The organism is Erwinia sp. B116 (assembly GCF_002865965.1).
Lineage (GTDB): Bacteria > Pseudomonadota > Gammaproteobacteria > Enterobacterales > Enterobacteriaceae > Erwinia.
Window position 1 is genome coordinate 202,955 of the sequence record NZ_JRZZ01000003.1, and the last position, 24,073, is coordinate 227,027.

At 59.0% G+C, this 24,073-nt stretch carries 24 protein-coding genes; 12 read left to right on the top strand and 12 right to left on the bottom strand.

The genetic code is table 11. From position 1 onward, the window contains the following. Positions 1-11: 11 nt before the first annotated feature. From NV64_RS03725 to speA, 10 genes are all read right to left on the bottom strand, one after another. Positions 12-1,247, bottom strand: coding sequence for an MFS transporter (locus tag NV64_RS03725; RefSeq protein ID WP_056231818.1), 1,236 nt, complete (start codon positions 1,245-1,247; stop codon positions 12-14). A gap of 13 nt (positions 1,248-1,260) precedes the next feature. After that, on the bottom strand, positions 1,261-2,460 hold the full coding sequence (locus NV64_RS03730; protein WP_101505346.1) for an NAD(P)/FAD-dependent oxidoreductase: 1,200 nt from the start codon (positions 2,458-2,460) through the stop codon (positions 1,261-1,263). Then, entirely contained in the window at positions 2,457-3,386 is a 930-nt protein-coding gene (locus NV64_RS03735) for a VOC family protein (protein ID WP_101505347.1), read from the bottom strand. Before NV64_RS03735 ends, NV64_RS03730 begins: the two co-directional genes overlap by 4 nt. Before the next feature lie 93 nt (positions 3,387-3,479). Then, positions 3,480-4,271, bottom strand: coding sequence for an IclR family transcriptional regulator (locus NV64_RS03740; protein WP_101505348.1), 792 nt, complete (start codon positions 4,269-4,271; stop codon positions 3,480-3,482). 15 nt (positions 4,272-4,286) lie between these two features. Further along, positions 4,287-5,036: an SDR family oxidoreductase gene (locus NV64_RS03745; protein ID WP_056231807.1), complete on the bottom strand. Its 750-nt coding sequence runs from the start codon at positions 5,034-5,036 to the stop codon at positions 4,287-4,289. Further along, positions 5,036-6,064 carry an aromatic ring-hydroxylating dioxygenase subunit alpha gene (locus NV64_RS03750; RefSeq protein WP_101505349.1) on the bottom strand — a complete coding sequence of 343 codons (1,029 nt, stop codon included), beginning with the start codon at positions 6,062-6,064 and terminating at the stop codon, positions 5,036-5,038. Before NV64_RS03750 ends, NV64_RS03745 begins: the two co-directional genes overlap by 1 nt. 12 nt (positions 6,065-6,076) lie before the next feature. Continuing rightward, positions 6,077-6,385 (bottom strand): recombinase-like helix-turn-helix domain-containing protein, encoded by a 309-nt coding sequence (locus NV64_RS03755; RefSeq protein WP_056231802.1) that lies wholly within the window; start codon positions 6,383-6,385, stop codon positions 6,077-6,079. Next, positions 6,385-6,705 (bottom strand): non-heme iron oxygenase ferredoxin subunit, encoded by a 321-nt coding sequence (locus tag NV64_RS03760; RefSeq protein ID WP_056231801.1) that lies wholly within the window; start codon positions 6,703-6,705, stop codon positions 6,385-6,387. The genes NV64_RS03755 and NV64_RS03760 overlap by 1 nt, the downstream gene beginning before the upstream one ends. Before the next feature lie 675 nt (positions 6,706-7,380). Then, positions 7,381-8,304, bottom strand: coding sequence for an agmatinase (gene speB, locus NV64_RS03765; protein WP_056231798.1), 924 nt, complete (start codon positions 8,302-8,304; stop codon positions 7,381-7,383). Positions 8,305-8,454: 150 nt separating this feature from the next. After that, entirely contained in the window at positions 8,455-10,431 is a 1,977-nt protein-coding gene (speA, locus tag NV64_RS03770; protein ID WP_056231796.1) for a biosynthetic arginine decarboxylase, read from the bottom strand. Positions 10,432-11,254: 823 nt separating this feature from the next. Here speA and metK point away from each other — a divergent pair. The 8 genes from metK (at position 11,255) to ruvX (ending at position 18,740) form a co-directional block, all read left to right on the top strand. Beyond that, complete coding sequence (metK, locus tag NV64_RS03780; protein WP_056231790.1) at positions 11,255-12,409, top strand: methionine adenosyltransferase; 1,155 nt, start codon at positions 11,255-11,257, stop codon at positions 12,407-12,409. A gap of 477 nt (positions 12,410-12,886) precedes the next feature. Next, positions 12,887-14,284 (top strand): sugar porter family MFS transporter, encoded by a 1,398-nt coding sequence (locus NV64_RS03785; protein WP_056231787.1) that lies wholly within the window; start codon positions 12,887-12,889, stop codon positions 14,282-14,284. A 249-nt stretch (positions 14,285-14,533) separates the two neighbouring features. Continuing rightward, on the top strand, positions 14,534-15,046 hold the full coding sequence (locus tag NV64_RS03790; protein ID WP_101505350.1) for a SprT family zinc-dependent metalloprotease: 513 nt from the start codon (positions 14,534-14,536) through the stop codon (positions 15,044-15,046). A 119-nt stretch (positions 15,047-15,165) separates the two neighbouring features. Further along, positions 15,166-15,879, top strand: a complete 714-nt coding sequence (endA, locus tag NV64_RS03795) for a deoxyribonuclease I (RefSeq protein WP_056231781.1) — start codon at positions 15,166-15,168, stop codon at positions 15,877-15,879. Between the two features lie 53 nt (positions 15,880-15,932). Further along, entirely contained in the window at positions 15,933-16,664 is a 732-nt protein-coding gene (rsmE, locus tag NV64_RS03800) for a 16S rRNA (uracil(1498)-N(3))-methyltransferase (protein ID WP_101505351.1), read from the top strand. 54 nt (positions 16,665-16,718) lie between these two features. Further along, positions 16,719-17,663, top strand: coding sequence for a glutathione synthase (gene gshB, locus NV64_RS03805; RefSeq protein WP_056231776.1), 945 nt, complete (start codon positions 16,719-16,721; stop codon positions 17,661-17,663). Between the two features lie 91 nt (positions 17,664-17,754). Then, complete coding sequence (locus NV64_RS03810) at positions 17,755-18,318, top strand: YqgE/AlgH family protein (protein WP_056231773.1); 564 nt, start codon at positions 17,755-17,757, stop codon at positions 18,316-18,318. Beyond that, the gene (gene ruvX, locus NV64_RS03815; protein WP_199177616.1) at positions 18,318-18,740 is read left to right on the top strand and encodes a Holliday junction resolvase RuvX; all 423 of its coding nucleotides are present in this window, start codon (positions 18,318-18,320) and stop codon (positions 18,738-18,740) included. Before NV64_RS03810 ends, ruvX begins: the two co-directional genes overlap by 1 nt. Positions 18,741-18,856: 116 nt before the next feature. On the opposite strand, the gene NV64_RS03820 is transcribed toward ruvX, so the two are convergent. Further along, on the bottom strand, positions 18,857-19,849 hold the full coding sequence (locus NV64_RS03820) for a type IV pilus twitching motility protein PilT (protein WP_101505352.1): 993 nt from the start codon (positions 19,847-19,849) through the stop codon (positions 18,857-18,859). A gap of 15 nt (positions 19,850-19,864) precedes the next feature. Here NV64_RS03820 and NV64_RS03825 point away from each other — a divergent pair, with 15 nt between their 5' ends. From NV64_RS03825 to hemW, 4 genes are all read left to right on the top strand, one after another. Further along, on the top strand, positions 19,865-20,563 hold the full coding sequence (locus NV64_RS03825; protein WP_056231765.1) for a YggS family pyridoxal phosphate-dependent enzyme: 699 nt from the start codon (positions 19,865-19,867) through the stop codon (positions 20,561-20,563). Positions 20,564-20,584: 21 nt separating this feature from the next. Next, the gene (locus NV64_RS03830; protein WP_056231762.1) at positions 20,585-21,124 is read left to right on the top strand and encodes a YggT family protein; all 540 of its coding nucleotides are present in this window, start codon (positions 20,585-20,587) and stop codon (positions 21,122-21,124) included. A gap of 487 nt (positions 21,125-21,611) precedes the next feature. Next, positions 21,612-22,205 (top strand): XTP/dITP diphosphatase, encoded by a 594-nt coding sequence (locus NV64_RS03835; RefSeq protein WP_056231757.1) that lies wholly within the window; start codon positions 21,612-21,614, stop codon positions 22,203-22,205. After that, positions 22,198-23,340, top strand: coding sequence for a radical SAM family heme chaperone HemW (gene hemW, locus NV64_RS03840; protein WP_056231755.1), 1,143 nt, complete (start codon positions 22,198-22,200; stop codon positions 23,338-23,340). The genes NV64_RS03835 and hemW overlap by 8 nt, the downstream gene beginning before the upstream one ends. A gap of 12 nt (positions 23,341-23,352) precedes the next feature. On the opposite strand, the gene NV64_RS03845 is transcribed toward hemW, so the two are convergent. Continuing rightward, entirely contained in the window at positions 23,353-24,063 is a 711-nt protein-coding gene (locus NV64_RS03845) for a DUF2884 domain-containing protein (protein ID WP_101505353.1), read from the bottom strand. Positions 24,064-24,073: the final 10 nt, after the last annotated feature.

A 24,073-nucleotide genomic window follows, 5' to 3' on the forward strand; every position in this document is an offset into this window, starting at 1 on the left:
CTTGTCACTCCTCAGTAACGTTGCAACAGCGGCAGCAACAGCACGCATCCCAGCGCGGCCATCACCACCAGAAACATCAGTCCGCTATCCATGCTGTGCGTGGAAGCAATCAGCATGCCCATCACCAGCGGGGCCAGCGCGCCGGCAACATTTCCCAGCCCGTTGAAAATGCCACCGGCAGTCGCGCTGACCTCCGGCGGGGTGGCTTTCGCCAGCAGAGCAAAGATATTGGGTGCCCCGGCTCCCCACAGAAAGGTGCTGACACTCATCGCGGTGATTAACAACCCGGTCTGCCGCAGGTGCAGCACCGTCAGCAAACCAAGCGCTGCGCCAGCCAGTGAGATAAAACAGGCCAGCGCCCGGCGATCGATACGGTCGGAGATCCAGGCACCCACGCCTTCCCCGATCAGCATGGCGATAAACGGCAACGATGAAAGCCAGCCCACCTGCCCCAGGTTGATACCCCTTCCCTCCACCAGGTAGCTGGGCAGCCAGCCGTTGATCCCCCACAGGTAGGTAAGAAACGCGATATTGAACAGGCAGATCAGCCAGAAGTGACCGTTACGGTACAGTACGGAACGCGCCATCCTGCGTGGCCGGGCCAGCGCCGGAGAGACTTCGCCACGCTTAAGGTTACGCAGCGCCAGGCGGATGCACACCAGCACCGGCACGGTCAGCAGCGACATACAGAAGAAGGTCCACTGCCAGCCGAAATGGTTGAGGATAAACAGCGACAGCGGGAAGCCAATCGCCGCCCCGAGTGGCGTACCCAGCAGCCATAACATGGTGGCGCGTGCCTGCAGGTGACGGGGGAAATTGTGGCGCACCACCGCAAAAGCCAGCGGAAACAGTGGCCCCTCTGCCACGCCAAGCGTAATGCGCAGCAGCAGCATGATACGGTAAGAGTGGCACAGGCCCATCGCCAGCATCAGCAGGCACCACAGCACCATGAGCCCACTCAGCAGCTTCAGTGGATCAACGCGATCGCCCAGCCCGCTCAGCAACATCGACGAGCAGCCGTAGCTGAGCAGAAACGCACTCAGCAGCAGCCCCAGGCGGGTCGTGTCGAAGTTCAGCCCCATCGCCTGCTGAAAGTGAGTATCGGAAAACAGCGCGGCAATACTGACTTTATCGAAGAAGGCCAGCAGTACGCAGGCAAACAGCGCCAGCGGTATCGACCAGCGAACCGGTTCGCTGTCAGCAACGCTACCCTGAGCGGGGTTTAACGGATGTTCAGTGGCGATCATAGCTCCTCCCCGTTCAGCGCAGCGTCATCAGCGAAAACGCCGGATCGGCAAGCTGCTGCGCATCCAGTGGCCGCTGCGTACCGATCCAGCGTTTCGCCAGCTTAATGCTGCGCGCGTCATTAAAGCTCACCAGCTGCTGCAGGCAGTTGTCCTCGCCCAGGCGGAACCACAGCGTGCTGTCACTTTGCTGGCGTACCACGGTTTTGCCTTGCCCCTGCGGCAGGCCGAGGATCTGCATGTTGATGCCATACTGATCTGACCATAACCACGGGATCTCGTCGTAACCCGGTGCAGCGGGGTCGAGTAGTGCTCTCGCGGTGGCAATCGCCTGATTCTGCGCAAAAGCCCAGGACTGCAGTGAGAAGCCAAAGCGCGGATGTCGCGCCACGTCACCCACGGCATAAATCGCCGGATCGCTGGTTTGCCCGCGATCGTCGATCACAATGCCGTTGCCGACCTCCAGCCCCGCCTGCTGCGCCAGTTCCAGATTGAGTTCCACCCCGACCCCGACCACCACCCGATCAAACGACCGTAGCGGTACCTGGTCACAGCTGATTTGCGGCAATCCGTGCTGATGAGCGAGCCGCATCTCGCCACAATCGCAATGAATGCTGACCCCCTGTTGCTGGTGCAACGTCAGTAAAGCCTGTGAAACAGCCGCATCAACACTACGCTGGCAGAGCCTGGGCTGGCGTTCATACAGCGTCACCGCAATCCCGAGGCTGCGCGCCGACGCGGCAATCTCCAGGCCGATCCAGCCTCCCCCGACCACCGCCAGCTGCCGGCATTCAGCCAGAGCGGACTTCAGGGACAGCGCGTCATGCCAGCTGCGCAGGGTATGAACGCGCGGATGGTTCTGCCACTCGCGCCCCGGCAGACGCGGACGGCTACCGGTAGCAATCAGCAGACGGTCGTAGGGCACGGACTGACCGTTACTCAGCAGCACCGATTTCTGCTGCCGCTGGATACGCTCCGCACGCAGCGGACGATACCAGGTCAGATCCAGCGCCGCCTGCTGCTCTTCACTGAACAGGCGACTCAGCGGGGCATCGGCTTCCAACAGTGCTCGTTTGGAGAGCGGAGGCCGCTCGTAAAAATCCCAGGGTTCATCGCTGATGACACTAATCGTTCCCTGATAACCGCTGTCGCGCAGCGTTTTCGCCGCCCAGCCTGCGGCCTGGCCACCGCCGATAATCACCATCCCGGCGCTCATCGTATATTCTCCTTCTGCTGGCGACGCGTGGTGTAGTCGATCCCCCCCTCCACCGCCCATTCAGTAAACGAGGTCAGCGAGTGCTCCAGCTCCCGTGGCTGCCAGTTTTCTGTCAGCCAGTCTTCGTTGGTGTAGTACTCAAACGCACCGCCCGTCGGGCTGTTGACGTACCAGAAATAGGCCGAGGAGACCGGGTGGCGACCCGGACCAATGAAGGTGCTCCACTGCTGCTTATTCATCGCCAGGCCACCGCCGATCACTTCATGGATATCGCGCACGGTGAAGGCCACATGATTCAGCCCGCGTTTGCCGCCGGGCAGTTGCAACAGAAACAGATTGTGATGGCCGCCGTGAATACCACAGCGTAAAAACACGGCGCGATCGACATAGCGGTCTGAAACCTGGAAGCCCAGCAGCTCACGATAGAAGCGCTCAGTTTGTGCCAGGTCAGTGACGAAGAACACCACATGACCGATATTGACCGGAGTGGCCTGCTGGTACACCGGACTGGGCCGATCCACCCGGCGTATATCACCCCACTGATTGATCGGCAGCACCGGCAGGCTGACCGGCTGCTGGCGGCCAATCGCCACCCGCAGGGTCATGCCGTTCGGGTCGCAACAGCTGAGCACACCGTCCTGTTCGCTAAAATCAGGCTGCTCACACAGACGCTGGCGCACGGCGGCGAGCGCCGCCACATCGGTTACTCCCCAGGTGATGCGACGCAGCGTGGAACCGGCCTCAAACGCCGGGGGCAGTTGCGGATCGTCGATCGGGTAGAATGCCACCTGTGCGCCACTCAGCGTCTGATAGTGGTGACTGCCGGCTTCACCCGCGGCCGACAGGCCAAAATCGGTAATAAATTTGCTGCACAGCGCCGGGTCTTCCACGCCAAATTCAAGCTTTTCGATGCCGGTGATGCTCATAATTAATTGCCTCAATAATCGTCAGTTTTCAGAATTTCGGCGTGCAGACGCCCCCGGCGCGCGGCGCGCGCCCGATAGTCATCCGGAACAGAGCTACTCTGCGGGCGGGTGGTGCCCCAGTAAGCCCGATATTTTTGCGGCGGCCTCCGCCACCAGCTGTTGTAATCGCGGCCGGTCACCGGCCGGGATCTCATCGACCGGCACCATAATGCTGATCACTGCCACCACGCTGCCCGCACGGTTAAATACCGGATAGACAATGGATGAGATGCCGCGGCGAAAGAACGATTCACCAATCACATAGCCGCGTACCCTGTCGTCCTGCACCATCTGCCATAACCCTTCGCGATCCTGCACATCGCCGTGCGCATTGCCCGGCAACATCGGGCGCGGAAACAGCTGCTCAAAGTCATCGCGGCTGACGCCGGTCAGCAACATACGCCCCAGCGAGGTACGCTGTACCGGCAGCCGCGTACCGATACTGACCTGATTCACCCTGGCATTGGCGGCACTGACCCGGGCGATGTAGATCAGGTCACAGCCATCGCGAATCGCCAGGTGGCTGCTGCACTGGCTGAGGTCTCGCAGCCGTTCAATCACCGGCTGGCCGAGCTGCGCGACGTCCAGTGACGCGATATATTCGAACCCCAGCCGCAGGATCATGATGCCCGGCTTGTAGGTGCCATTACGCGGGTTACGCTCAATGAAGCCAAGGTGTTCAAGGGTCTGTACCACACGCCAGGCACTGGCTTTTGGCATATCCACCAGCCGGTGCAGCTCGGCAAAGGTCATCTCGCGATGCTGTTCACCAAATGCCAGCAGCAGCTGCAACCCCCGCTGCAGGCCAGGCATCAGATAACGGCAGCCCTGCGGTTGTTCGTCCATGACAGCCTTCGCTCCCTAGTTAAAGACAAAACCGCCGTTGACCGGCAGCAGCTGCCCGGTCACAAAGCCGGACATCCCGGAGAGCAGCCACACCACGCTGCCGCTGACATCCTGCGGATGCTGCTCCCCGGCCAGGGCCCGCCCCTGTTCGTAGAGCTGATGGCGCGCAGCGGGGACATAATCGGTGGCTGAAACCCGCGTCAGGCCTGGCGCAATGGCATTCACCCGCAGCCGGCGTTCGCCCAGTTCCCGCGCCATTGAGCGGGTCATGGCAATAATCGCCCCCTTGCTGGCAACGTATGCCAGCAGACGGGGTGCCCCCCACAGCGCCGTATCAGAAGCCACATTGACGATGGCACTCCCTGACGACATCAGCGGCACAGCTGCCCGGCTCACCAGCCAGGTGCCACGCACGTTGACCTGCATCACGCGATCCCACAGTTCGATATCGTGATCCAGCAGGTTTTTACCGCCGACACCGGTTGCCAGCCCGGCATTATTGACCAGGCCATCAATTCCACCGCCACGGGCAAGGGTGGCAAATGCCGCCGTCACCGATCCGGGGTCTGAGATATCCACGCTAAGATACTCAGCCTGGTACCCCTGCTGGAGCAGATCGGCACAACGGCGCTGCAGCTCATCCGCCAGGATATCGAGCATCACCAGCGTTGCCCCCTGTGCCGCAATATCCTGCGCAAACTGCCAGCCCAGTCCGCGTGCCGCCCCGGTCACCACGATGCGTTTTCCCGCCAGTAGCCCGCTCATCACCGTGGCTCCCTGACTTCCGGATGTTCGGCCAGCTGCCCCAGCTGCTGCCGTGCAGCCTTCTGCATCATGCGGCGCAGGCGGGAGAGCCCGACATCGTGCTGATACAGGAACTCATGCTGGCGGGCATCCGGGGCCAGGTTTTCCAGCACCACACGATCCTGCTCCAGCACGTCCCAGTGCAGCCCTTCCAGCCGGTTGCGGTAGAGGAAGCGCCACATATCGCGCTGCCAGCCGCTGACCTGGCGGATACGCCAGAAGAACACCCGGCAGCGGTTCTCATCTTCCGGCACCACCATGCCGACGATCCAGAAATGCCCGCCTGGCCCGAAGCGTTTCCGGTAAGGGATCGACAGCCGCATCCACTGCGCGCCACTTTCGCCAAACTCCACCCAGTCGAAGTTGACCCCTTTCTGCCCCTCTTTCTGAAAAATAAAACCGGTGTCGGTGGGCTGGAGTGACATTTCAGCCTGACGTTCGCCTTCGGCCATCGAGTGTGAAGAGGAGTGGAGGTAGGTGCCGTGCATCGGGTCCATCACGTTTTCCAGCGCATACTGGTAGTTACAGTTCCAGGCTGCGGTGCACAGAAAGTTGCTGTAGTGCTCACCATCAGCCAGTTCTTCCGGGAACACCAGTTCACTGGCCGGCCGCTCTGCCGTAACACCAAACCAGATAAAGATTGCACCATGCGCTTCCTGAATCGTATACGTACGCACACACTGCCGGCCCGCCAGCGGACAGCCTGCTACCGCAGGCACATCTTTTACCGTACCGCTGCCGGCAACTTCGATACCGTGATACCAGCAGGCAATACGGTCACCGAGGTTCCAGCCCATCGATAAGCGAGCACCGCGGTGCGGGCAGCGATCTTCCAGCGCCTGCAGTTCGCCCTGTTGATTACGCCAGACGACGATCTGTTGCCCAAGGCGAGTGATACCGACCGGAGCCGACTGGACTTCCCAGCTGGCCAGCACCGGATACCACAGCCCGCGCAACCCCTGATTAAGATAGTGTTCTGTATCGCCCATGATGACCTCCGCTCAGTAGCCGTTAATACGTAAGAAATCGCAGAAGCTGGCTTCCGTCCAGGCGCTGCCGCTACGGTCAAATACGCGTTGCTGATTCAGCGCCAGAACCAGCCCTGCGACGGACTCCTGGCCCTGTTCAAACAGCGACTCCAGTGCAGCGATCAGCGCGATTTCAAACTTGTCAGGCTGCCGCTGGCGGGTCTGCCAGATAATATTCTGATAATTGCCCGGATGATGGATGGCACCATTACCGCCCTCTCCTGGCGGCAAAAACTGGGCGCTGCCCGGCAGATAAGGATTAAAATCGGTATCACTGCTCATCACTGTTCCTCCCCGATTAATGCAATCTGGATCTGGTTATCCACCACCCGCAACGGATAAATCTGCAGGTCGCGTCCGCCGGGTTCACGCAGACAGCGCCCGGTTTTGATATCAAATACGGCTTCGTGCAGCGGGCACTCCACTTTCCCGTCCTCGACAAATCCCTGGCTCAGCAGAGCCCAGGCGTGCGGACAGATATCTTCCATGGCATAAAACTCACCCTCAACCTGATAAATACCGATCTCTTTACCGCTGACATTACCCGCGTAGGGAAAATCCTCCCGTACCTGCGAGAGACTGCATACCGTTTTCCAGTTCATTATTTCCTGCCCCCGCCATCAGTTTCATATTTGAAACGCTGTCTCACATTCAACACGGCCAATATATAACCAGAGGAGGAATAAGCAATATGCAAAACTGGCAATAAACAGGATTGACGAGAATATCTGGAGTAACTGTGCAAGAGATCACGAAAATATAAAACAAATCAGAATCAATAGAATAAACAAACAAAAAAACAAAACAACCTTAACCATTAAAAACAATGGATTAAAAAAAATTACTGCAAATAAAACATTTAGAAAACGCCAAAAAAACAACTTCAAAATAGTAAAAGACATCATTTAAAAAACAACAAAAACATGTAATGGCAAAAAATATCTCACCTTAAATACAGAAAAACCGCCAGTACCCGTCGAAAAAAATCATTTAAAATAACAAACTCACCTTTTAGCCTGCCAGAATGATTAGAAAAAATAAAAAATATCAGAGACTGTCCAGTTGCTGTCAGCATTGGGAAACACGGGATCCGGGTTGTTGACTCAGGGGAACTAAGGGATGAAACGGCGCAGTTCAGGAGAATGGGAGTGAAAATCAGACAGTGCGCGGACCCGGAACAGCAGACCGCATAATCATGGTGAGAGGCCAGCAAGAGAGATAAAACGGGGCAGTGGCTGGCTGCCCCGTTACGATCGGCAGGGTGTCGCGTTACAGGCTCAGCCCTTATTGGCCGCCTGCACGTGCAGCATATCCAGCGCCAGGCTGGCAGCCGCCAGCGCGGTGATATCTGACTGGTCGTAGCCAGGCGCCACTTCCACCAGATCCATGCCGACGATATTCAGCCCCTGCAGGCCGCGCACCAGTTTGCTGGCTTTATCGCTGGTCAGGCCGCCAATCACCGGCGTACCTGTGCCCGGCGCGTGCGCCGGATCCAGGCAGTCAATGTCGAAGGTCAGATAGACCGGCATATCACCGACGATCTTCTTCACCTCGGCGATGATGTCATCAACGCTGCGATCGTTGACCTGCGCGGCATCCAGCACGTTAAAGCCCAGTGACTTATCGAACTCGGTGCGGATACCGATCTGCACCGAATGCGCCGGGTCGATCAGCCCTTCCTGCGGCGCGGTCCAGAACATGGTGCCGTGGTCAAAGGTTGGGCCGTTGGAGTAGGTATCGGTATGCGCATCGAAGTGGATCAGCGCCATTTTGCCGAAGGTTTTTGCATGCGCGCGCAGCAGCGGCAGCGTGATGTAATGATCGCCGCCGAAGGTCAGCATGCGCTTGCCGCTGGCCAGCAGCTTCTCGGCGTGCGCCTGCAGCTTGTCGCTGAAGTCCTGCGCGTCACCGAAGGCGTACACCAGGTCACCGCAGTCGATCACGTTCAGGCGCTGGCGCAGGTCAAACTCCCACGGCCAGCGGCAGCCTTCCCACGCCAGGTTCGTTGAGATCTGGCGGATTGCGCCCGGCCCCAGGCGGCTGCCCGGACGGCCTGAGGTGGCAGCATCAAACGGCACGCCGGTGATCACCCACTCGGCGTTGCTGTCATACGGCTGGAAGTTCAGCGGGAAACGCAGAAAACCGAAGGCGTTGGACACCAGCGAGTTGTCGTACTGATTGCCTAACGTGTTGGTATTCATAACCACTCCTTTCTTTCTTAAGCACCGGTTGGTTGCGGTGCGGATGTGCTTATTGCGCTAAAAAAATCCCCACCGCGTCGTTAACCCGACGAGGAAGGGATAGTGTGTTTACCGGCGGGATCGCCCGCCGCCGTTAGTGATAAAATTCTGTTACTCGTCTTCCAGGTAAGTATACCCGTACAGCCCGGCCTCAAACTCTTCGAGGAACTGCGCACGCAGATCGTCGTCAAGGTCGCTCTGCTTAATCTGGTTGCGGAAGTGGGTCAGCAGCTCGTCCGGCTTCAGCTGCACGTACTCCAGCATATCGGCGACCGTATCACCTTCGTCTGACAGCTGCACTTCGATCGAACCGTCGGCGAAGGCAAACACGTCCACCGCTTCGGTATCACCGAACAGGTTGTGCATATTGCCGAGGATCTCCTGATAGGCACCGACCATAAAGAAGCCGAGCATCGGTGGGTTTTCCACGTCGTACTCCGGCATCGGCATGGTGGTGGCAATGCCGTCACCGTCGATATAGTGATCGATGGTGCCGTCAGAGTCACAGGTGATATCCAGCAGCACCGCACGGCGCTCCGGCACCTTGTCCAGGCCTTCCAGCGGCAGCACCGGGAACAGCTGATCGATGCCCCACGCGTCCGGCATGGACTGGAACAGCGAGAAGTTGACGTATATCTTATCGGCCATGCGCTCCTGCAGCTCGTCGATCACCGGGCGGTGCGCGCGGTTGCTCGGGTCCAGGTGCTGCTGGATATAGTGACAGATGCTGAGATAAAGCTGCTCGGCCCAGGCACGCTGGGTCAGATCGTAGGTGCCCTGTGAGTAGCCGGTATGGATGTCGAACAGATCCATCTGGCTGTCATGCAGCCATTCGCGCAGCGAGCGGCGGTTATTCGGCTCGTGCATCTCCTGCCAGGTATCCCACAGGCTGGCGATCGGGCGCGGTGAGTCGGCGGCCGGAGCCTGCGGCTCGCTGAACTCGTTGCGCTCAACGCCGATAATATTGGAGACCAGCACGGTGTGGTGCGCGGTGACCGCACGGCCGGACTCGGTGATCACCGTCGGGTGCGGCAGGTTATGCTCTTCGCAGGCGTCACCGATAGCCCAGATCACGTTGTTGGCATATTCGTTCAGGCCATAGTTGACCGAGCAGTCGCTCTGCGAACGGGTGCCTTCATAGTCGACGCCAAGGCCACCGCCGACGTCAAAGCACTGAATGTTGACGCCCAGCTTGGCCAGCTCAACGTAGAAACGTGCCGACTCGCGCACGCCGGTGGCGATGTCGCGAATATTGGCCATCTGCGAACCGAGATGGAAGTGCAGCAGCTGCAGGCTCTCGATACGCCCGGCTTCGCGCATAATATCCACCAGCTTCAGTACCTGGGTGGCTGACAGGCCAAACTTGGATTTTTCACCGCCGCTCGACTGCCACTTACCAGAGCCCTGCGACGCCAGGCGCGCACGAATGCCCAGCCGTGGCACCACGTTCAGGCGCTCGGCTTCTTCCAGCACCAGCTTAACTTCGGTCATCTTCTCCAGCACCAGATAGACCTTGTGGCCCATCTTCTCACCGATCAGCGCCAGGCGGATATATTCGCGGTCTTTGTAGCCGTTACAGACGATCACCGAACGGGTCATGCCGGCATGCGCCAGCACCGCCATCAGCTCGGCCTTCGAGCCGGCTTCCAGCCCCAGCGGTTCGCCGGAGTTGATCAGCGATTCAATGACGCGCTTGTGCTGGTTAACCTTGATCGGATAGACGAGGAAGTAGTCGCCGCGGTAGCCGTATGACTCGCGCGCGCGCTTAAACGCCGCGTTGATGGAGCGCAGGCGGTGCTGCAGGATCTGCGGGAAGCAGAACAGCGCCGGCAGGCGCTGGCCTTCGGCCTCGCGCTCTTTGACCAGCTTCGCCAGGTCGACGCGAGCTTCCGGCACGTCCGGATCGGGACAAACGCTGATATGCCCCAGTTCGTTAACGTCGTAGTAGTTATTGCCCCACCAGGCAATATTGTAGGTGCGCAGCATTTTGCTGGCATCGCGATCGCTCATGGCCACCTCCTGCATTGAGCGGAGTGCACCCTGTTCGCCAGCTGACGAACCCTTGATTGTTTTCATGTCGTCAGACATCGCAGACCTCAAATGGTAATGAATCAATACAGCTTACCGCGGCAGCACCCTGCTGCTGCGGCCACTTACCCATAGCGCAAATTTTCAGCCAGGCGGACTGAAACACCGCAAAACTCGGTTTCTGCAGTATAACATTGTAAAACACGTGGCGGACTCCGTAGTACGAGTCAGAGAAGCACAGCGACAACTCTCAGGATAATCTGAGAGAACCGGGTCACACTGTCGAGAAGATTAGCCTGCGCCAGTGTCGGGATTATGACCAACGCGCACAAAACATCGACAAAAAGAGCGAAAAGACGATCGAAATGAAGGGGCGGAGAGTACGCCGGCGTGGCGTAAATGACCTGACTGGATAACATCCTGGTTCATTACTGTTATCACCTCCACACACACCGGACGGCGTGCGGTAAAGACAAAATCTGCGGGTGAAAGCCAGCACGAGGGGTTCGTCGCTGACGGGCCGGGTGCCGAAACAACGTCATCGTCACGGGCAACGGCGTTTTATACAGCCCGGCGGCATCAATTGCAAAATGAAATTATGTCAAATGCGCCTTCTGTCAGGATTTTTTGCCACTTTTCAGCCCGGCGAAAACCGTCCTTCCATCAAAAAATGCTGGCAATCCGCTTAATGACTAACCTAGAATAGCCGTCCAGATGTTAATCCGTCTATACTGGTTAACTTCTAAGCGTCCTGTTTTTACCGTACATCTGTACTGCTCATGGCTTTGCCTGTGGGGGCGCTGAGTCTGAGTCTCCGGGCTGGTTTCCAGTCTTCGCGCTATGCAGTCGATTTTTAACCCGAATATTCAAGGTAAAGAATAAAATGGCTAAACACCTTTTTACATCCGAGTCCGTATCAGAAGGACATCCCGATAAAATCGCCGATCAGATCTCTGATGCCGTGCTTGATGCCATCCTCGAGCAGGACCCGAAAGCCCGTGTGGCCTGCGAAACCTATGTGAAGACCGGTATGGTTCTGGTTGGCGGTGAAATCACCACCAGCGCATGGGTGGATATCGAAGAGATCACCCGTCAGACCGTGCGCGATATCGGCTATGTTCATTCTGATATGGGCTTTGATGCCAACTCCTGCGCGGTTCTGAGCGCGATTGGCAAGCAGTCCCCGGATATCAATCAGGGCGTTGACCGCAGCGATCCGCTGGAGCAGGGTGCCGGTGACCAGGGCCTGATGTTTGGCTACGCCACCAACGAGACCGACGTGCTGATGCCAGCGCCGGTGACCTACGCGCACCGTCTGGTGCAGCGCCAGTCAGAAGTGCGTAAGAGCGGCAGCCTGCCGTGGCTGCGCCCGGACGCGAAAAGCCAGATCACCTTCCAGTACGATGACGGCAAAATTGTCGGTATCGACGCGGTGGTGCTGTCAACCCAGCATTCTGAAGACGTGTCGACCAGCGATCTGCGTGAAGCAGTGATGGAAGAGATCATCAAGCCGGTTCTGCCTGCGGAGTGGATCAACGCCAGCACCAAATACCACATCAACCCAACCGGTCGCTTTGTGATCGGCGGCCCGATGGGCGACTGCGGCCTGACCGGGCGTAAAATCATCGTTGATACCTACGGCGGCATGGCCCGTCACGGCGGTGGTGCGTTCTCCGGTAAGGATCCGTCAAAGGTTGACCGTTCTGCAGCCTACGCCGCGCGCTACGTGGCGAAAAACATCGTGGCCGCCGGCCTGGCCGACCGCTGTGAGATCCAGATTTCCTACGCGATTGGCGTGGCTGAACCCACCTCCATCATGGTGGAAACCTTCGGTACCGGTAAAGTTCCCAGCGAGCAACTGACCCTGCTGGTTCGCGAGTTCTTTGAACTGCGCCCGTATGGCCTGATCGAAATGCTCGACCTGCTGCACCCGATCTACCGCGAAACCGCTGCCTACGGCCACTTTGGTCGCGAGCATTTCCCGTGGGAAAAAACTGACAAAGCCGCGCTGCTGCGCGATGCGGCTGGCCTGAAGTAAGTTCCGGCCGGTCATCAGGGCGCCTGCGGGCGCCCTTTTTTTTGCCTGCCGCTCACCGCTCTCCCCCCTTTTCTCACCGATAAACTGCTGGCCTGCCTCAGCGGCAGGTCACTTGTTCCTTGCCGCTTAATGGGTTTTCACTGGCCGATCGGTACAGGAAATTCTTAAAATGAAAATGGTAACGGTTACACTAACTATTTTCCTTATTTTTCCTGTCATTAACATTACTAAAATCGCAGACTTTACCTTAAAATGCGCCATTTTCAGCGCCATCTGCCAGGCGCTCTGCAGGTTAAGCAGCGAAGCAATAAGCTGCTATGGTTTAACTTCATTTTCACGCCGGGTGTGCTTTGGCAAGGTGTTTTCAGATATTTCAGCTTGTAACCGATTACATCAGTGTGATCTGTCGCACGCGATACGCACCCCGGTTTTCTACGCTTAAAACAACCTATAACAGTTTTATTTAACGGAGGCGCTATGCCTGATAATAACAAACGCAGCAGAACGTCAAACAAGACCATGACCCTGTTTGTCTGCTTCCTCGCCGCGCTGGCCGGCCTGCTGTTCGGCCTGGATATCGGCGTGATTGCCGGCGCACTGCCGTTCATCGCGAAAGACTTTTCCGTCACGGCCCACCAGCAGGAGTGGATCGTCAGCTCAATGATGTTTGGTGCGGCGATCGGTGCGGTCGGCAGCGGCTGGCTCTCCTCCTACCTCGGGCGTAAGAAGAGCCTGATGATCGGGGCGGTGCTGTTCGTGATCGGTTCCCTGTGGTCGGCGATGGCGCCGAACCCTGAAATGCTGATCGTCGCCCGCGTGCTGCTGGGGCTGGCGGTTGGCGTGGCCTCCTACACCGCGCCGCTGTACCTGTCTGAAATCGCGCCCGAGAAAATCCGCGGCAGCATGATCTCGCTGTACCAGCTGATGATCACCATCGGCATACTGGCCGCTTACCTCTCCGACACCGCCTTCAGCGCCAGCGGCGAGTGGCGCTGGATGCTCGGCATCATTACTATTCCGGCCCTGCTGCTGTTAGTCGGCGTGTTCTTCCTGCCCAACAGCCCGCGCTGGCTGGCGGCGAAAGGCAACTTCCGCGATGCCCAGCGCGTGCTGGACCGGCTGCGGGATACCAGCGAGCAGGCCAAACGCGAGCTGGATGAGATCCGTGAAAGTCTGAAAATCAAACAGTCCGGCTGGCAGCTGTTCCGCAGCAACGGCAACTTCCGTCGGGCAGTGTATCTGGGCGTCGGTCTGCAGGTGATGCAGCAGTTTACCGGCATGAACGTGATCATGTATTACGCGCCGAAAATCTTTGAAATTGCCGGCTTTGCCAACACCACCCAGCAGATGTGGGGCACGGTGATCGTCGGCCTGGTTAACGTGCTGGCGACCTTTATCGCCATTGGTCTGGTGGACCGCTGGGGACGTAAGCCGACGCTGAAGCTGGGCTTCCTGGTGATGGCACTGGGCATGGGTATCCTCGGCACCATGCTGCATATCGGCATTCACTCCGCCGGCGCGCAGTACTTTGCCGTGGCGATGCTGCTGATGTTTATCGTCGGTTTTGCCATGAGCGCCGGTCCGCTGATCTGGGTGCTCTGCTCTGAGATCCAGCCGCTGAAGGGGCGTGACTTCGGTATTACCGTCTCTACCGCCACCAACTGGATCGCCAATATGATCGTCGGGGCCACCTTCCTGACCATGCTGAACACGCTGGGCAACGCCAACACCTTCTGGGTCTACGCCGGGCTGAACGTGCTGTTTATCCTGCTGACCATCTGGCTGATCCCGGAGACCAAGAACGTCTCGCTGGAGCACATCGAGCGCAACCTGCTGAGCGGCAAAAAGCTGCGCGATATCGGCCAGCGCGACTAATCCTCGCTCTTTCAGCCTGCTGCCGGAACGTCACTCCGGCTGTCAACGGGCCAGCTTAACCGCTGGCCCGTTTTAGCAGGCGCTCCCGCTGTACAATTGCACTGCCCGCCCGCCAGGCTCTTCCCCACCCCGCCTGTTCTCGTCGGTTACTTACGTCCGCGCCGCTCAGCACTCGCCCCTGCATCCCTGACGCTTCCCCGCTTGCGTTCCTCCTTGTGTTCCCCTCCCTGCCCCCGTATTCTCTGCCAGATGAAACCTCAACGACTTCCCATCGCCCTGCAGCAGGCCGTGATGCGCTCGCTGCGCGACAAGCTGCAGCAGGCCAACCAGCGGCTGGAGCGCAATTATCCGGAACCGAAGGTGGTCTGGCAGCAGCGCGGCACCGCCGCCGGTACCGCATGGCTGGAAAGCTGGGAAATCCGCCTGAACCCGGTGCTGCTGCTGGAAAACCAGCAGGCGTTTATTGATGAAGTCGTGCCGCACGAGCTGGCTCACCTGCTGGTGTGGAAACACTTTGGCCGCGTGGCACCGCACGGCAAAGAGTGGAAATGGATGATGGAGAACGTGCTTGGCGTTCCCGCCCGCCGTACCCATCAGTTCGCCATCAACTCGGTGCGCAGCAACGTGTTTCCTTACCGCTGCCGCTGCCAGCAGCATCAGCTCACCGTACGCCGCCATAACCGCGTGCTGCGCGGCGACAGCCAGTACCGCTGCCTGCAGTGCGGCGATATTTTACAGCCCGGCGAGTTTCCAAACGCGTAAACACGCCAGATAAATCCGTAATACAGACGAAAAATGGCTGATTTATAAGCCCATTATTCGCAATTTCCGGCACTTCTGTTACTCTCCAGCCCCCTTATGGATGACAGATTTTCCGGAATATGCTGCACAAAACAATCCTCCCGCTGGCGACCGTGCTGGCCTGTTTACCGGGGCTGAGCCATGCCCTGAACCCCGATAAATTTCAACAAAACAGCTTCAGCCAGGCCAAGGCCTATGCGGTAGAGATCAACGCCGATGCGCCGGGCAGCTTTTACTGCGGCTGTAAAATCAGCTGGACCGGTAAGAAAGGCACGCCTGACCTCGCCTCCTGCGGCTATCAGGTGAGAAAAAATGCACAGCGCGCCAGCAGGATCGAGTGGGAACACGTGGTCCCGGCCTGGACCTTTGGCCACCAGCTGCAGTGCTGGCAGGAGGGCGGGCGCAAAAACTGTGCGAAAGACGCCGGTTACCGCCGAATCGAGTCTGATTTACACAATCTGCAGCCATCGGTTGGCGAGGTTAACGGCGACCGTGCTAACTTTATGTACGGCCAGTGGCGCGGCGGCGAAGGTCAGTATGGCCAGTGCGCGATGAAGGTCGACTTTAAGAACAAGCTGGCGGAACCGCCGCAGCAGGCGCGTGGGGCGATTGCCCGCACCTGGTTCTATATGCGCGACCAGTACAAAATTTCTATGTCCAGCCAGCAGACGCAGTTGATGACGGCCTGGTCAAAGCTCAATCCGGTTAATAGCTGGGAGTGCGAACGTGATAAACGTATCGCCCGGGTTCAGGGCAATCATAACCCCTATGTACAGCAGGCCTGCCAGCGGTAGAATGGCTTAACCGCGCTGAACAAAGCGACTTTTTTAACTTTTACAGGACTTCCATGCGTATTCCCCGCATTTATCACCCCGAGCCGCTGCAGCCGGGTAGCGAAACGGCGCTCTGCGATGAGGCCGCTAACCACGTCGGCCGCGTGCTGCGCATGGTGCCAGGCCAGTTTCTGGAGTTATTTGATGGCTCCGATCGCGCCTTCAGCGCTGAAATCGTGCAGGCGGATAAAAAAAACGTGCGCGTGCGTATTGGTGACGTCCGCGCCGACAGCCGTGAATCGCCGCTGGATCTGCACCTGGGCCAGGTGATGTCACGCGGTGAAAAAATGGAATTTACCATCCAGAAAGCGGTAGAACTTGGGGTTAATGTTATCACCCCCTTGTTTTCTGAACGCTGTGGAGTAAAGCTGGACGCCGAACGTATGGCGAAAAAGCTGCAGCAGTGGCACAGGATCGCCATTGCTGCCTGTGAGCAGTGTGGCCGCAACCGCGTGCCGGAGATCCGGGAGGCGATGACGCTGGAAGCCTGGTGCAGCGAGCCGGAAGCCGGCCTGAAGTTAAACCTGCATCCGAGAGCCGAACACAGCATCAACACGCTGCCGCTGCCGGTGGAACGCGTGCGGCTGCTGATTGGCCCCGAAGGCGGGCTGACCGCGGCTGAGATTGCCATGACCGCCGGGCATGACTTTACCGATATTTTGTTAGGGCCGCGGGTGCTGCGAACGGAAACCACCGCGCTTACGGCCATTACCGCGCTGCAGGTTCGCTTTGGCGATCTGGGCTGAACACCGTTAATTTCATCAAATCTGAGCGTCAGAATACGCAAAGCGGAGAAAAGAATGATAAAGCTTGGCATCGTGATGGACCCGATCACGTCGATTAATATCAAAAAAGACAGCAGCTTTGCCATGCTGCTGGAAGCACAGCGCCGTGGTTATGAAATCCATTATATGGAGATGAACGATCTCTATCTGCGCGGCGGTGAAGGCCGGGCGCGCACCCGCCTGCTGAGCGTTGAGCAAAACTATGAGCAGTGGTTCACCTTCGGCAGCGAGCAGGATATTGCGCTGTCCGACCTGAACGTGGTGCTGATGCGTAAAGATCCGCCGTTTGACACCGAGTTTATCTACGCCACCTACATCCTGGAGCGCGCCGAAGATAAGGGCACGCTGATCGTCAACAAACCGCAGAGTCTGCGCGACTGTAACGAAAAACTGTTCACCGCCTGGTTTGCCGAACATACGCCGGACACGCTGGTGACCCGTAACGCCAGCCAGATCCGCGAATTCTGGCAGCAGCACGGCGACATTATCCTTAAGCCGCTGGACGGGATGGGCGGTGCCTCTATCTTCCGCGTGAAGAAGGAAGATCCTAACCTCTCGGTGATTATCGAGACCCTGACGGAGCACGGTAATTTCTACTGCATGGCGCAGAACTTCCTGCCGGCGATCAAAGATGGCGACAAGCGCGTATTAGTGGTTGATGGCGAGCCGGTGCCTTACTGCCTGGCGCGTATCCCTAAATCCGGCGAAACCCGTGGCAACCTGGCCGCCGGCGGCCGTGGTGAAGCGCGCCCGCTGAGCGAAAGTGACTGGGCGATTGCCCGCGCCATCGGCCCAACGCTGAAAAAGAAAGGGCTGATCTTTGTTGGCCTCGACATCATCGGCGATCGCCTGACGGAAATTAACGTCACCAGCCCGACCTGTATTCGTGAAATCGAAGCGGCCTTCCCGATCTCGATCACCGGTATGCTGATGGATGCCATCGAGAAACGCCTGGCCTGATAGCCGCCGTGGGGCCGGAGTTGCCCCTGTGCCCACCCCTTCACCGCCCGTCTGGTTTCAGCCGGGCGCTGGAACTGCAAGACGACTAAGTATGAATTTACAGCATCACTTTCTTATTGCTATGCCCGCGCTGCAGGACCCCATGTTCCGGCGCTCGGTGGTTTATATCTGTGAACATAACGATGACGGGGCAATGGGGCTGATCGTCAATAAGCCGATGGAGAACCTGACCGTCGAAGGTATGCTGAAGAAACTCAAGATCGACACGGACTCGCGCGATCCGGCCATTAAGCTGGATAAGCCGGTCTTTTCCGGCGGCCCGCTGGCGGAAGATCGCGGTTTTATTCTGCATTCGTCGCAGGGCAGCTTTGGTTCAAGCATTCGCGTGTCTGACAATACGGTGATCACCACCTCACGCGACGTGCTGGAAACGATGGGCACCGCGCAGCAGCCGCAGCAGGTGCTGGTGGCGCTTGGCTACTGCGCCTGGGAAAAAGACCAGCTGGAAGAGGAGCTGCTGGAAAACGCGTGGCTGACCGCCCCCGCCAACAGCAACATCCTGTTTCGCACGCCGATCGCCGAGCGCTGGCGCGAAGCGGCAAAAAGCATCGGCATTGATATCCACAATATTACCAGTGAAGCGGGTCACGCCTGATGAGCCATATGACGTTGTTAGCCTTTGATTTTGGCACGAAAAGCATCGGCGTAGCCATTGGTCAGCAGGTGACCGGTACCGCCCGTCCGCTGGCTGCGCTGAAGGCGCAGGACGGCACGCCCGACTGGGGCAAAATTGAGGCGCTGTTAAAAGAGTGGCAGCCCGATCGGGTGATAGTTGGCCTGCCGCTGAATATGGACGGCAGCGAACAGCCGCTGACCGCGCGTGCACGCAAGTTCGCTAACCGCATCCACGGCCGCTTCGGCGCACAGGTCGACCTGCATGATGAGCGGCTCAGCACCGTTGAGGCCCGTGCTGAACTGTTCGAACGCGGTGGCTTTAAGGCGCTAAGCAAGGGCAGCGTAGACTCGCTCTCTGCGGTGATCATTCTGGAAAGCTGGTTCGAGAATCACTACGCCTGAACACGCCGGCGGCTTGCTCAGACGTTGGTGATGATGGCATCCAGCGCCGCCACCACGCCAGCAATAGTTTTCGGCCAGGGATCCACGCTGTTGATCCATCACTTTTCTGATGCTGGTCATACAATAACCCCCGCTTTGCGCCGCTCCGCCAGGCTCTGCTCAAAGGTCTGCATGCCCTGCTGGCTGCCGGTTTGAATCAGCGCCGGCAGCTGATGGGTTTTGCCTTCACGGATCAGATTGGCCACCGCCGGTGTATTAACCAGCACCTCAAACAGCGCCACCCGGCCCTCAGGTGCCGCCACCAGCTTCTGCGCCAGCACCGCCTGCAGGCTGCCGGCCAGCTGGCTGCGTACCAGATTTTTCTCACTACCCGGAAACACGTCCACCAGCCGTTCCACCGCCTGCGCCGCGCCGCGGGTATGCAGCGTGGCCAGCACCAGGTGGCCGGTTTCTGCGGCGCTCAGCGCCAGCTGAATGGTCTCGGCATCGCGCAGCTCGCCCAGCAGGATCACGTCCGGATCTTCCCGCAGCGCCGCACGCAGCCCGTCGCTGAAGCGGCTGAAGTGCAGACCCAGCTCGCGCTGCTGGATCAGCGAACTTGCGCTGTGGTGAATAAATTCCACCGGGTCTTCCAGGGTCAGAATATGCCGCTGCTGCCGCTGGTTCATCGCCCCCACCAGCCCGGCCAGCGTGGTTGACTTGCCGCTGCCGGTCGCGCCGACGATCAGCACCAGCCCCTCTTCCTGCAGCAGCAGCGCGTCGGCTATCGCCGGCAGGCGCAGCGAAACCAGCGGCGGGCAGTCGCTGGCGATCAGCCTCAGCGCCAGCGACAGCCCCAGACGCTGGCGAAACAGGTTGGCGCGCAGCCGGGTGCCCTCCGGCAGCGTCAGGGCGAAATCCACCTGACCATGCAGGTGCAGCGCCTGATGCTGCGCCGTGCTCAGCCAGCGCATGGCGAAGGCCTCCAGCCCGTCGCCCGTCAGCGGCGGCCGCTCGCCAATCGGCTCCAGCCGGCCATGACGACGCCAGAACGGCGAATAACCACTGCAAAGGTGCAGATCCCCGGCATTTTGCTTTACACTGAGGGCCACTAACTCTTCAATATCCATATTAATTCCCTGACTATGAGTTCGACAGAGCACAACCTACAGCAAGTCCGCCAGCGGATCTCAGCGGCGGCACAACGATGCGGGCGCGATCCGCAGGAAATTACGCTGCTTGCAGTCAGCAAAACAAAACCTGCGAGCGCGGTTCAGGAAACCGTCGCCGCCGGGCAGCTGTGCTTCGGTGAAAACTACGTGCAGGAGGGCGTGGATAAGATCCAGCAGCTGGATAACCCGGCGCTGATCTGGCACTTTATCGGCCCGCTGCAGTCGAACAAAAGCCGCCTGGTGGCGGAGAACTTTGCCTGGTGCCACACCGTCGATCGTCTGCGCATTGCCGCACGGCTGAACGAACAGCGCCCGGCTGAACTGCCGCCGCTTAACGTGCTGATTCAGGTCAATATCAGCGATGAACAGAGCAAATCCGGCATCGCGCTGGCAGACCTGCCGGCGCTGGCCCAGGAGATTGCCCGGCTGCCGCGGCTGGCGCTGCGCGGGCTGATGGCCATTCCGGCACCGGAAGCCGACTATGACCGTCAGCTGGCGGTGTGCCGGCAGATGGCCGATGCGTTCCATCAACTGCAACAGGATTATCCGGACGTGGACACCCTGTCACTGGGGATGAGTGACGATATGGACGCGGCGATTGCCGCGGGCAGTACGATGGTACGCATTGGCACCGCCATCTTTGGCGCACGTGACTACACGGCGCGCAGTTAACCCCAACTACTAAGGAACCCCATGCTAGCGTTGAACTTTCTGGTCACAACGGTAATTGCTATCTACATCAAAGTGCTGCTGCTGCGCATCTGGATGCAGTGGGCGCGCTGTGACTTCTACAATCCGTTTTCACAGTTCGTGGTTAAAATTACCCAGCCGGTGGTGAAACCGCTGCGGCGCGTTATCCCGTCCATCGGGCCGCTGGATACCGCCTCGCTGCTGCTCGCCTGGGTGCTGGCGGTGCTGCTGGGGCCGATCACCCTGCGCCTGTACTATCCCGATCCGATCTTCCTCTATCTGGGGCTGGTGATCGTCGCCAAATCAGCCGGTATGCTGGTGTTCTGGGTGATCATCATTCGTTCACTGATGAGCTGGGTCAGCCAGGGTCGCAACCCGGTCGACATGGTGATGGTGCAGCTGACCGAGCCGCTGATGGCCCCGATTCGCCGCATTATTCCGGCAATGGGCGGCATTGATTTCTCAGCGATGGCGGTGATTTTGATCCTGTATATGCTGAATTTCATCGGACTCGAGTATATCCCCGGCTGGGCCCAGTTCTGATTTAACCGGCGTCTTTTCCGCCGTGGGTGCGTTGGCTGCCCTCGCAAACCCCGGTCACTTACTTGTGTAAGCCCCGGGGTTTACTCAGTTGCCGCCTTCCCACGACGAAAAATACTTGGTTAAATCTGTGCGAAATGCGCAATGTGACATGCTGAACGATTAAACGGTTGATTCAGGCGGATTTGGGGGGTAGGTAAATCTGTGCTGAAGGCATATTTTATATGGCGAGATGGGTGATGTTGCAGGTTGTTCGGCAGCAAGCCGATGCCAGATAACGATTTTCTGCAAAGCAGTGGGGGATCAGGCATTCATTGCCAGCCATGTTCTTTTACCGTTGCTGCATCTTTCACGTCCCCCTGGTTAAAGCTCTGCAAAATCCCCGCGTTTTCCGGTAAAATCGCCTTTATCACTCATATTTTTTGGTTTGCCCCCTGTCGTTTTGCGAAGGCGCGCTGAGCCGCTATCTGTTTACCAGCCTGGATTAACTATGCAAAAAGTTGTACTTGCCACCGGTAACCCCGGAAAGGTTCGCGAACTGGCCGACCTGCTGGCCAAGTTTGGTCTTGATGTTGTCGCGCAGACCGATCTGGGCGTGGAGTCCGCCGAAGAGACCGGCCTGACCTTTATCGAAAACGCCATCCTGAAAGCGCGCCATGCGGCGCAGATTACCAGTCTGCCGGCGATTGCCGACGACTCCGGGCTGGCGGTGGATGCGCTGGGCGGCGCGCCGGGCATCTACTCCGCGCGCTACGCCGGTGAAGACGCCTCCGACCAGCAGAATCTCGACAAGCTGCTGCAGGCGCTGGAAAACGTGCCGGACGGCGAGCGCCAGGCGCAGTTTCACTGCGTGCTGGTCTACGTGCGCCACGCCGCCGATCCGACGCCGCTGGTGTTCCACGGCAGCTGGGCGGGCGAAATTGCCCGCAGCAGCGCGGGCGCGGGCGGCTTTGGCTATGACCCAATCTTCTTTGTGCCGGCGCTGGGCAAAACCGCCGCCGAGCTAAGCAAGAGCGAGAAGCAGGCGGTTTCGCACCGTGGTAAGGCGCTGAAACTGCTGTTGGATGCAATGCAGAATGGTTAATCTGCCTCCGCTCAGCCTGTACATTCACGTGCCATGGTGCGTACAGAAGTGCCCCTACTGCGATTTCAATTCGCACGCGTTAAAAGGCGAAGTGCCGCACGAAGAGTACGTGCAGCACCTGCTCAACGATCTGGATGCCGACCTGCCGCTGACGGCAGGCCGTGAGGTGAGCACCATTTTCATCGGCGGCGGTACCCCCAGCCTGCTCAGCAGCGCCGCAATGCAGATGCTGCTGGACGGCGTGCGGGCGCGCCTGCCGCTGTCACCAACCGCTGAAATCACCATGGAAGCCAATCCGGGCACGGTGGAGGCTGACCGCTTCAGCGCCTACCAGCGCGCCGGGGTGAACCGTATCTCGATTGGCGTGCAGAGCTTCAGCCCGCAGAAGCTGGAGCGCCTTGGGCGCATTCACGGGCCGGAAGAGGCGAAGCGCGCGGCGAAGCTGGCCGAAGCGCTCGGCCTGCGCAGCTTTAACCTCGATCTGATGCACGGCCTGCCGGACCAGTCGCTGGAAGAGGCGCTGGACGACCTGCGCCAGGCGATTGCCCTTAATCCACCGCACCTGTCGTGGTATCAGCTGACCATAGAGCCGAACACGCTGTTTGCCTCACGGCCGCCGCGCCTGCCGGACGACGACGACCTGTGGGATATCTTTGAACAGGGTCACCAGCTGCTCAGCGCCGCCGGCTACCAGCAGTATGAGACCTCTGCCTACGCCAAACCCGGCTACCGCTGCGAGCATAACCTCAACTACTGGCGTTTTGGCGACTATCTCGGCATCGGCTGCGGCGCGCACGGTAAGCTGACCCAGCCGGATGGCACCATTATCCGCACCACTAAAACCCGCCATCCGCGCGGTTTTATGACCGGTAAATACCTGGATAAGCGTCATGAGGTGGCCGACAGTGAGAAGCCGTTCGAGTTCTTTATGAACCGCTTCCGACTGCTGGAAGCCGCGCCACGTGCCGAGTACCCGCGCTACACCGGGCTGGACGAGCGCAGCGTGCGCCCGCAGCTTGATGAAGCGCTGGCAAAAGGCTACCTGACGGAAACCGCAGAGCACTGGCAGATTACCGAAAAGGGCAAACTGTTCCTTAACTCGCTGCTGGAGCTGTTCCTGACGGAAGAGGAGTAAGGCGTCGCCGCCTTACTTCAGCCCCGCCACCAGCGCCTGGCGCTGACCTTCCAGCACCGTGACCCGGTTACAGACTTCATGGCCGAAGTTCTGGAAGTCCTGCTCCTGGTTGCTCCACTCGGCCTGAATTGCCTGCTGTAAGCCGCCAAGGTTGCCCATAATCGCCTGCAGCGGATTGTCGCCGCCGGTCTGGCGGGTGCCCATCTCGTTGAGGCTGTCCTGCACCACGCCACCCATGGCGTTCTGCACCAGCCGTTCACCGTCCTGGCGCACCTGCGCCACCGCCTTATGGTGGAAGGTGAGGCCGTCGCTGCGGTGCTCGATAATGCGGTTCATCTGCTGCTTAAGCTGGCCGTCCAGCGTGGTCAGGCGCTGGCGCACGTTGCTGTTCTGGCCGAGCTTCTGCACGATCACCCGGTCCAGCGCCACCCGCCCCTTCTCCAGCCGCTGCTTCGCGCCGTTATCAATCCACGGCAGGTCACGGCGCAGCGCGTTCTGGTAATCAATGGCTTTCTGCCGCGAGCTGGCGTCAACGCTGAGTGGCTGACCGTTGCGTTGCACGTCGCCACCCGGTGAAATGACCAGGTTACCGCTGGCCCCCACCACCTCAACCTGCTGGGGAGAGATGACGATATCGTCCTGGGGATTAACGCTGCACTGATAGTCAGCCAGAGCCGGGCCGGCGGCCAGCAGCAGTACCGTGGTGATAAGCGCCTTGCGCATAGTGACTTCT

Excerpts from the sequence above, each read along its gene's own strand:
- NV64_RS03725 (WP_056231818.1), bottom strand. The coding sequence starts at position 1,247 with ATGATCGCCACTGAACATCCGTTAAACCCCGCTCAGGGTAGCGTTGCT.
- NV64_RS03730 (WP_101505346.1), bottom strand. The coding sequence starts at position 2,460 with ATGAGCGCCGGGATGGTGATTATCGGCGGTGGCCAGGCCGCAGGCTGG.
- NV64_RS03735 (WP_101505347.1), bottom strand. The coding sequence starts at position 3,386 with ATGAGCATCACCGGCATCGAAAAGCTTGAATTTGGCGTGGAAGACCCG.
- NV64_RS03740 (WP_101505348.1), bottom strand. The coding sequence starts at position 4,271 with ATGGACGAACAACCGCAGGGCTGCCGTTATCTGATGCCTGGCCTGCAG.
- NV64_RS03745 (WP_056231807.1), bottom strand. The coding sequence starts at position 5,036 with ATGAGCGGGCTACTGGCGGGAAAACGCATCGTGGTGACCGGGGCGGCA.
- NV64_RS03750 (WP_101505349.1), bottom strand. The coding sequence starts at position 6,064 with ATGGGCGATACAGAACACTATCTTAATCAGGGGTTGCGCGGGCTGTGG.
- NV64_RS03755 (WP_056231802.1), bottom strand. The coding sequence starts at position 6,385 with ATGAGCAGTGATACCGATTTTAATCCTTATCTGCCGGGCAGCGCCCAG.
- NV64_RS03760 (WP_056231801.1), bottom strand. The coding sequence starts at position 6,705 with ATGAACTGGAAAACGGTATGCAGTCTCTCGCAGGTACGGGAGGATTTT.
- speB (WP_056231798.1), bottom strand. The coding sequence starts at position 8,304 with ATGAATACCAACACGTTAGGCAATCAGTACGACAACTCGCTGGTGTCC.
- speA (WP_056231796.1), bottom strand. The coding sequence starts at position 10,431 with ATGTCTGACGACATGAAAACAATCAAGGGTTCGTCAGCTGGCGAACAG.
- metK (WP_056231790.1), top strand. The coding sequence starts at position 11,255 with ATGGCTAAACACCTTTTTACATCCGAGTCCGTATCAGAAGGACATCCC.
- NV64_RS03785 (WP_056231787.1), top strand. The coding sequence starts at position 12,887 with ATGCCTGATAATAACAAACGCAGCAGAACGTCAAACAAGACCATGACC.
- NV64_RS03790 (WP_101505350.1), top strand. The coding sequence starts at position 14,534 with ATGAAACCTCAACGACTTCCCATCGCCCTGCAGCAGGCCGTGATGCGC.
- endA (WP_056231781.1), top strand. The coding sequence starts at position 15,166 with ATGCTGCACAAAACAATCCTCCCGCTGGCGACCGTGCTGGCCTGTTTA.
- rsmE (WP_101505351.1), top strand. The coding sequence starts at position 15,933 with ATGCGTATTCCCCGCATTTATCACCCCGAGCCGCTGCAGCCGGGTAGC.
- gshB (WP_056231776.1), top strand. The coding sequence starts at position 16,719 with ATGATAAAGCTTGGCATCGTGATGGACCCGATCACGTCGATTAATATC.
- NV64_RS03810 (WP_056231773.1), top strand. The coding sequence starts at position 17,755 with ATGAATTTACAGCATCACTTTCTTATTGCTATGCCCGCGCTGCAGGAC.
- ruvX (WP_199177616.1), top strand. The coding sequence starts at position 18,318 with ATGAGCCATATGACGTTGTTAGCCTTTGATTTTGGCACGAAAAGCATC.
- NV64_RS03820 (WP_101505352.1), bottom strand. The coding sequence starts at position 19,849 with ATGGATATTGAAGAGTTAGTGGCCCTCAGTGTAAAGCAAAATGCCGGG.
- NV64_RS03825 (WP_056231765.1), top strand. The coding sequence starts at position 19,865 with ATGAGTTCGACAGAGCACAACCTACAGCAAGTCCGCCAGCGGATCTCA.
- NV64_RS03830 (WP_056231762.1), top strand. The coding sequence starts at position 20,585 with ATGCTAGCGTTGAACTTTCTGGTCACAACGGTAATTGCTATCTACATC.
- NV64_RS03835 (WP_056231757.1), top strand. The coding sequence starts at position 21,612 with ATGCAAAAAGTTGTACTTGCCACCGGTAACCCCGGAAAGGTTCGCGAA.
- hemW (WP_056231755.1), top strand. The coding sequence starts at position 22,198 with ATGGTTAATCTGCCTCCGCTCAGCCTGTACATTCACGTGCCATGGTGC.
- NV64_RS03845 (WP_101505353.1), bottom strand. The coding sequence starts at position 24,063 with ATGCGCAAGGCGCTTATCACCACGGTACTGCTGCTGGCCGCCGGCCCG.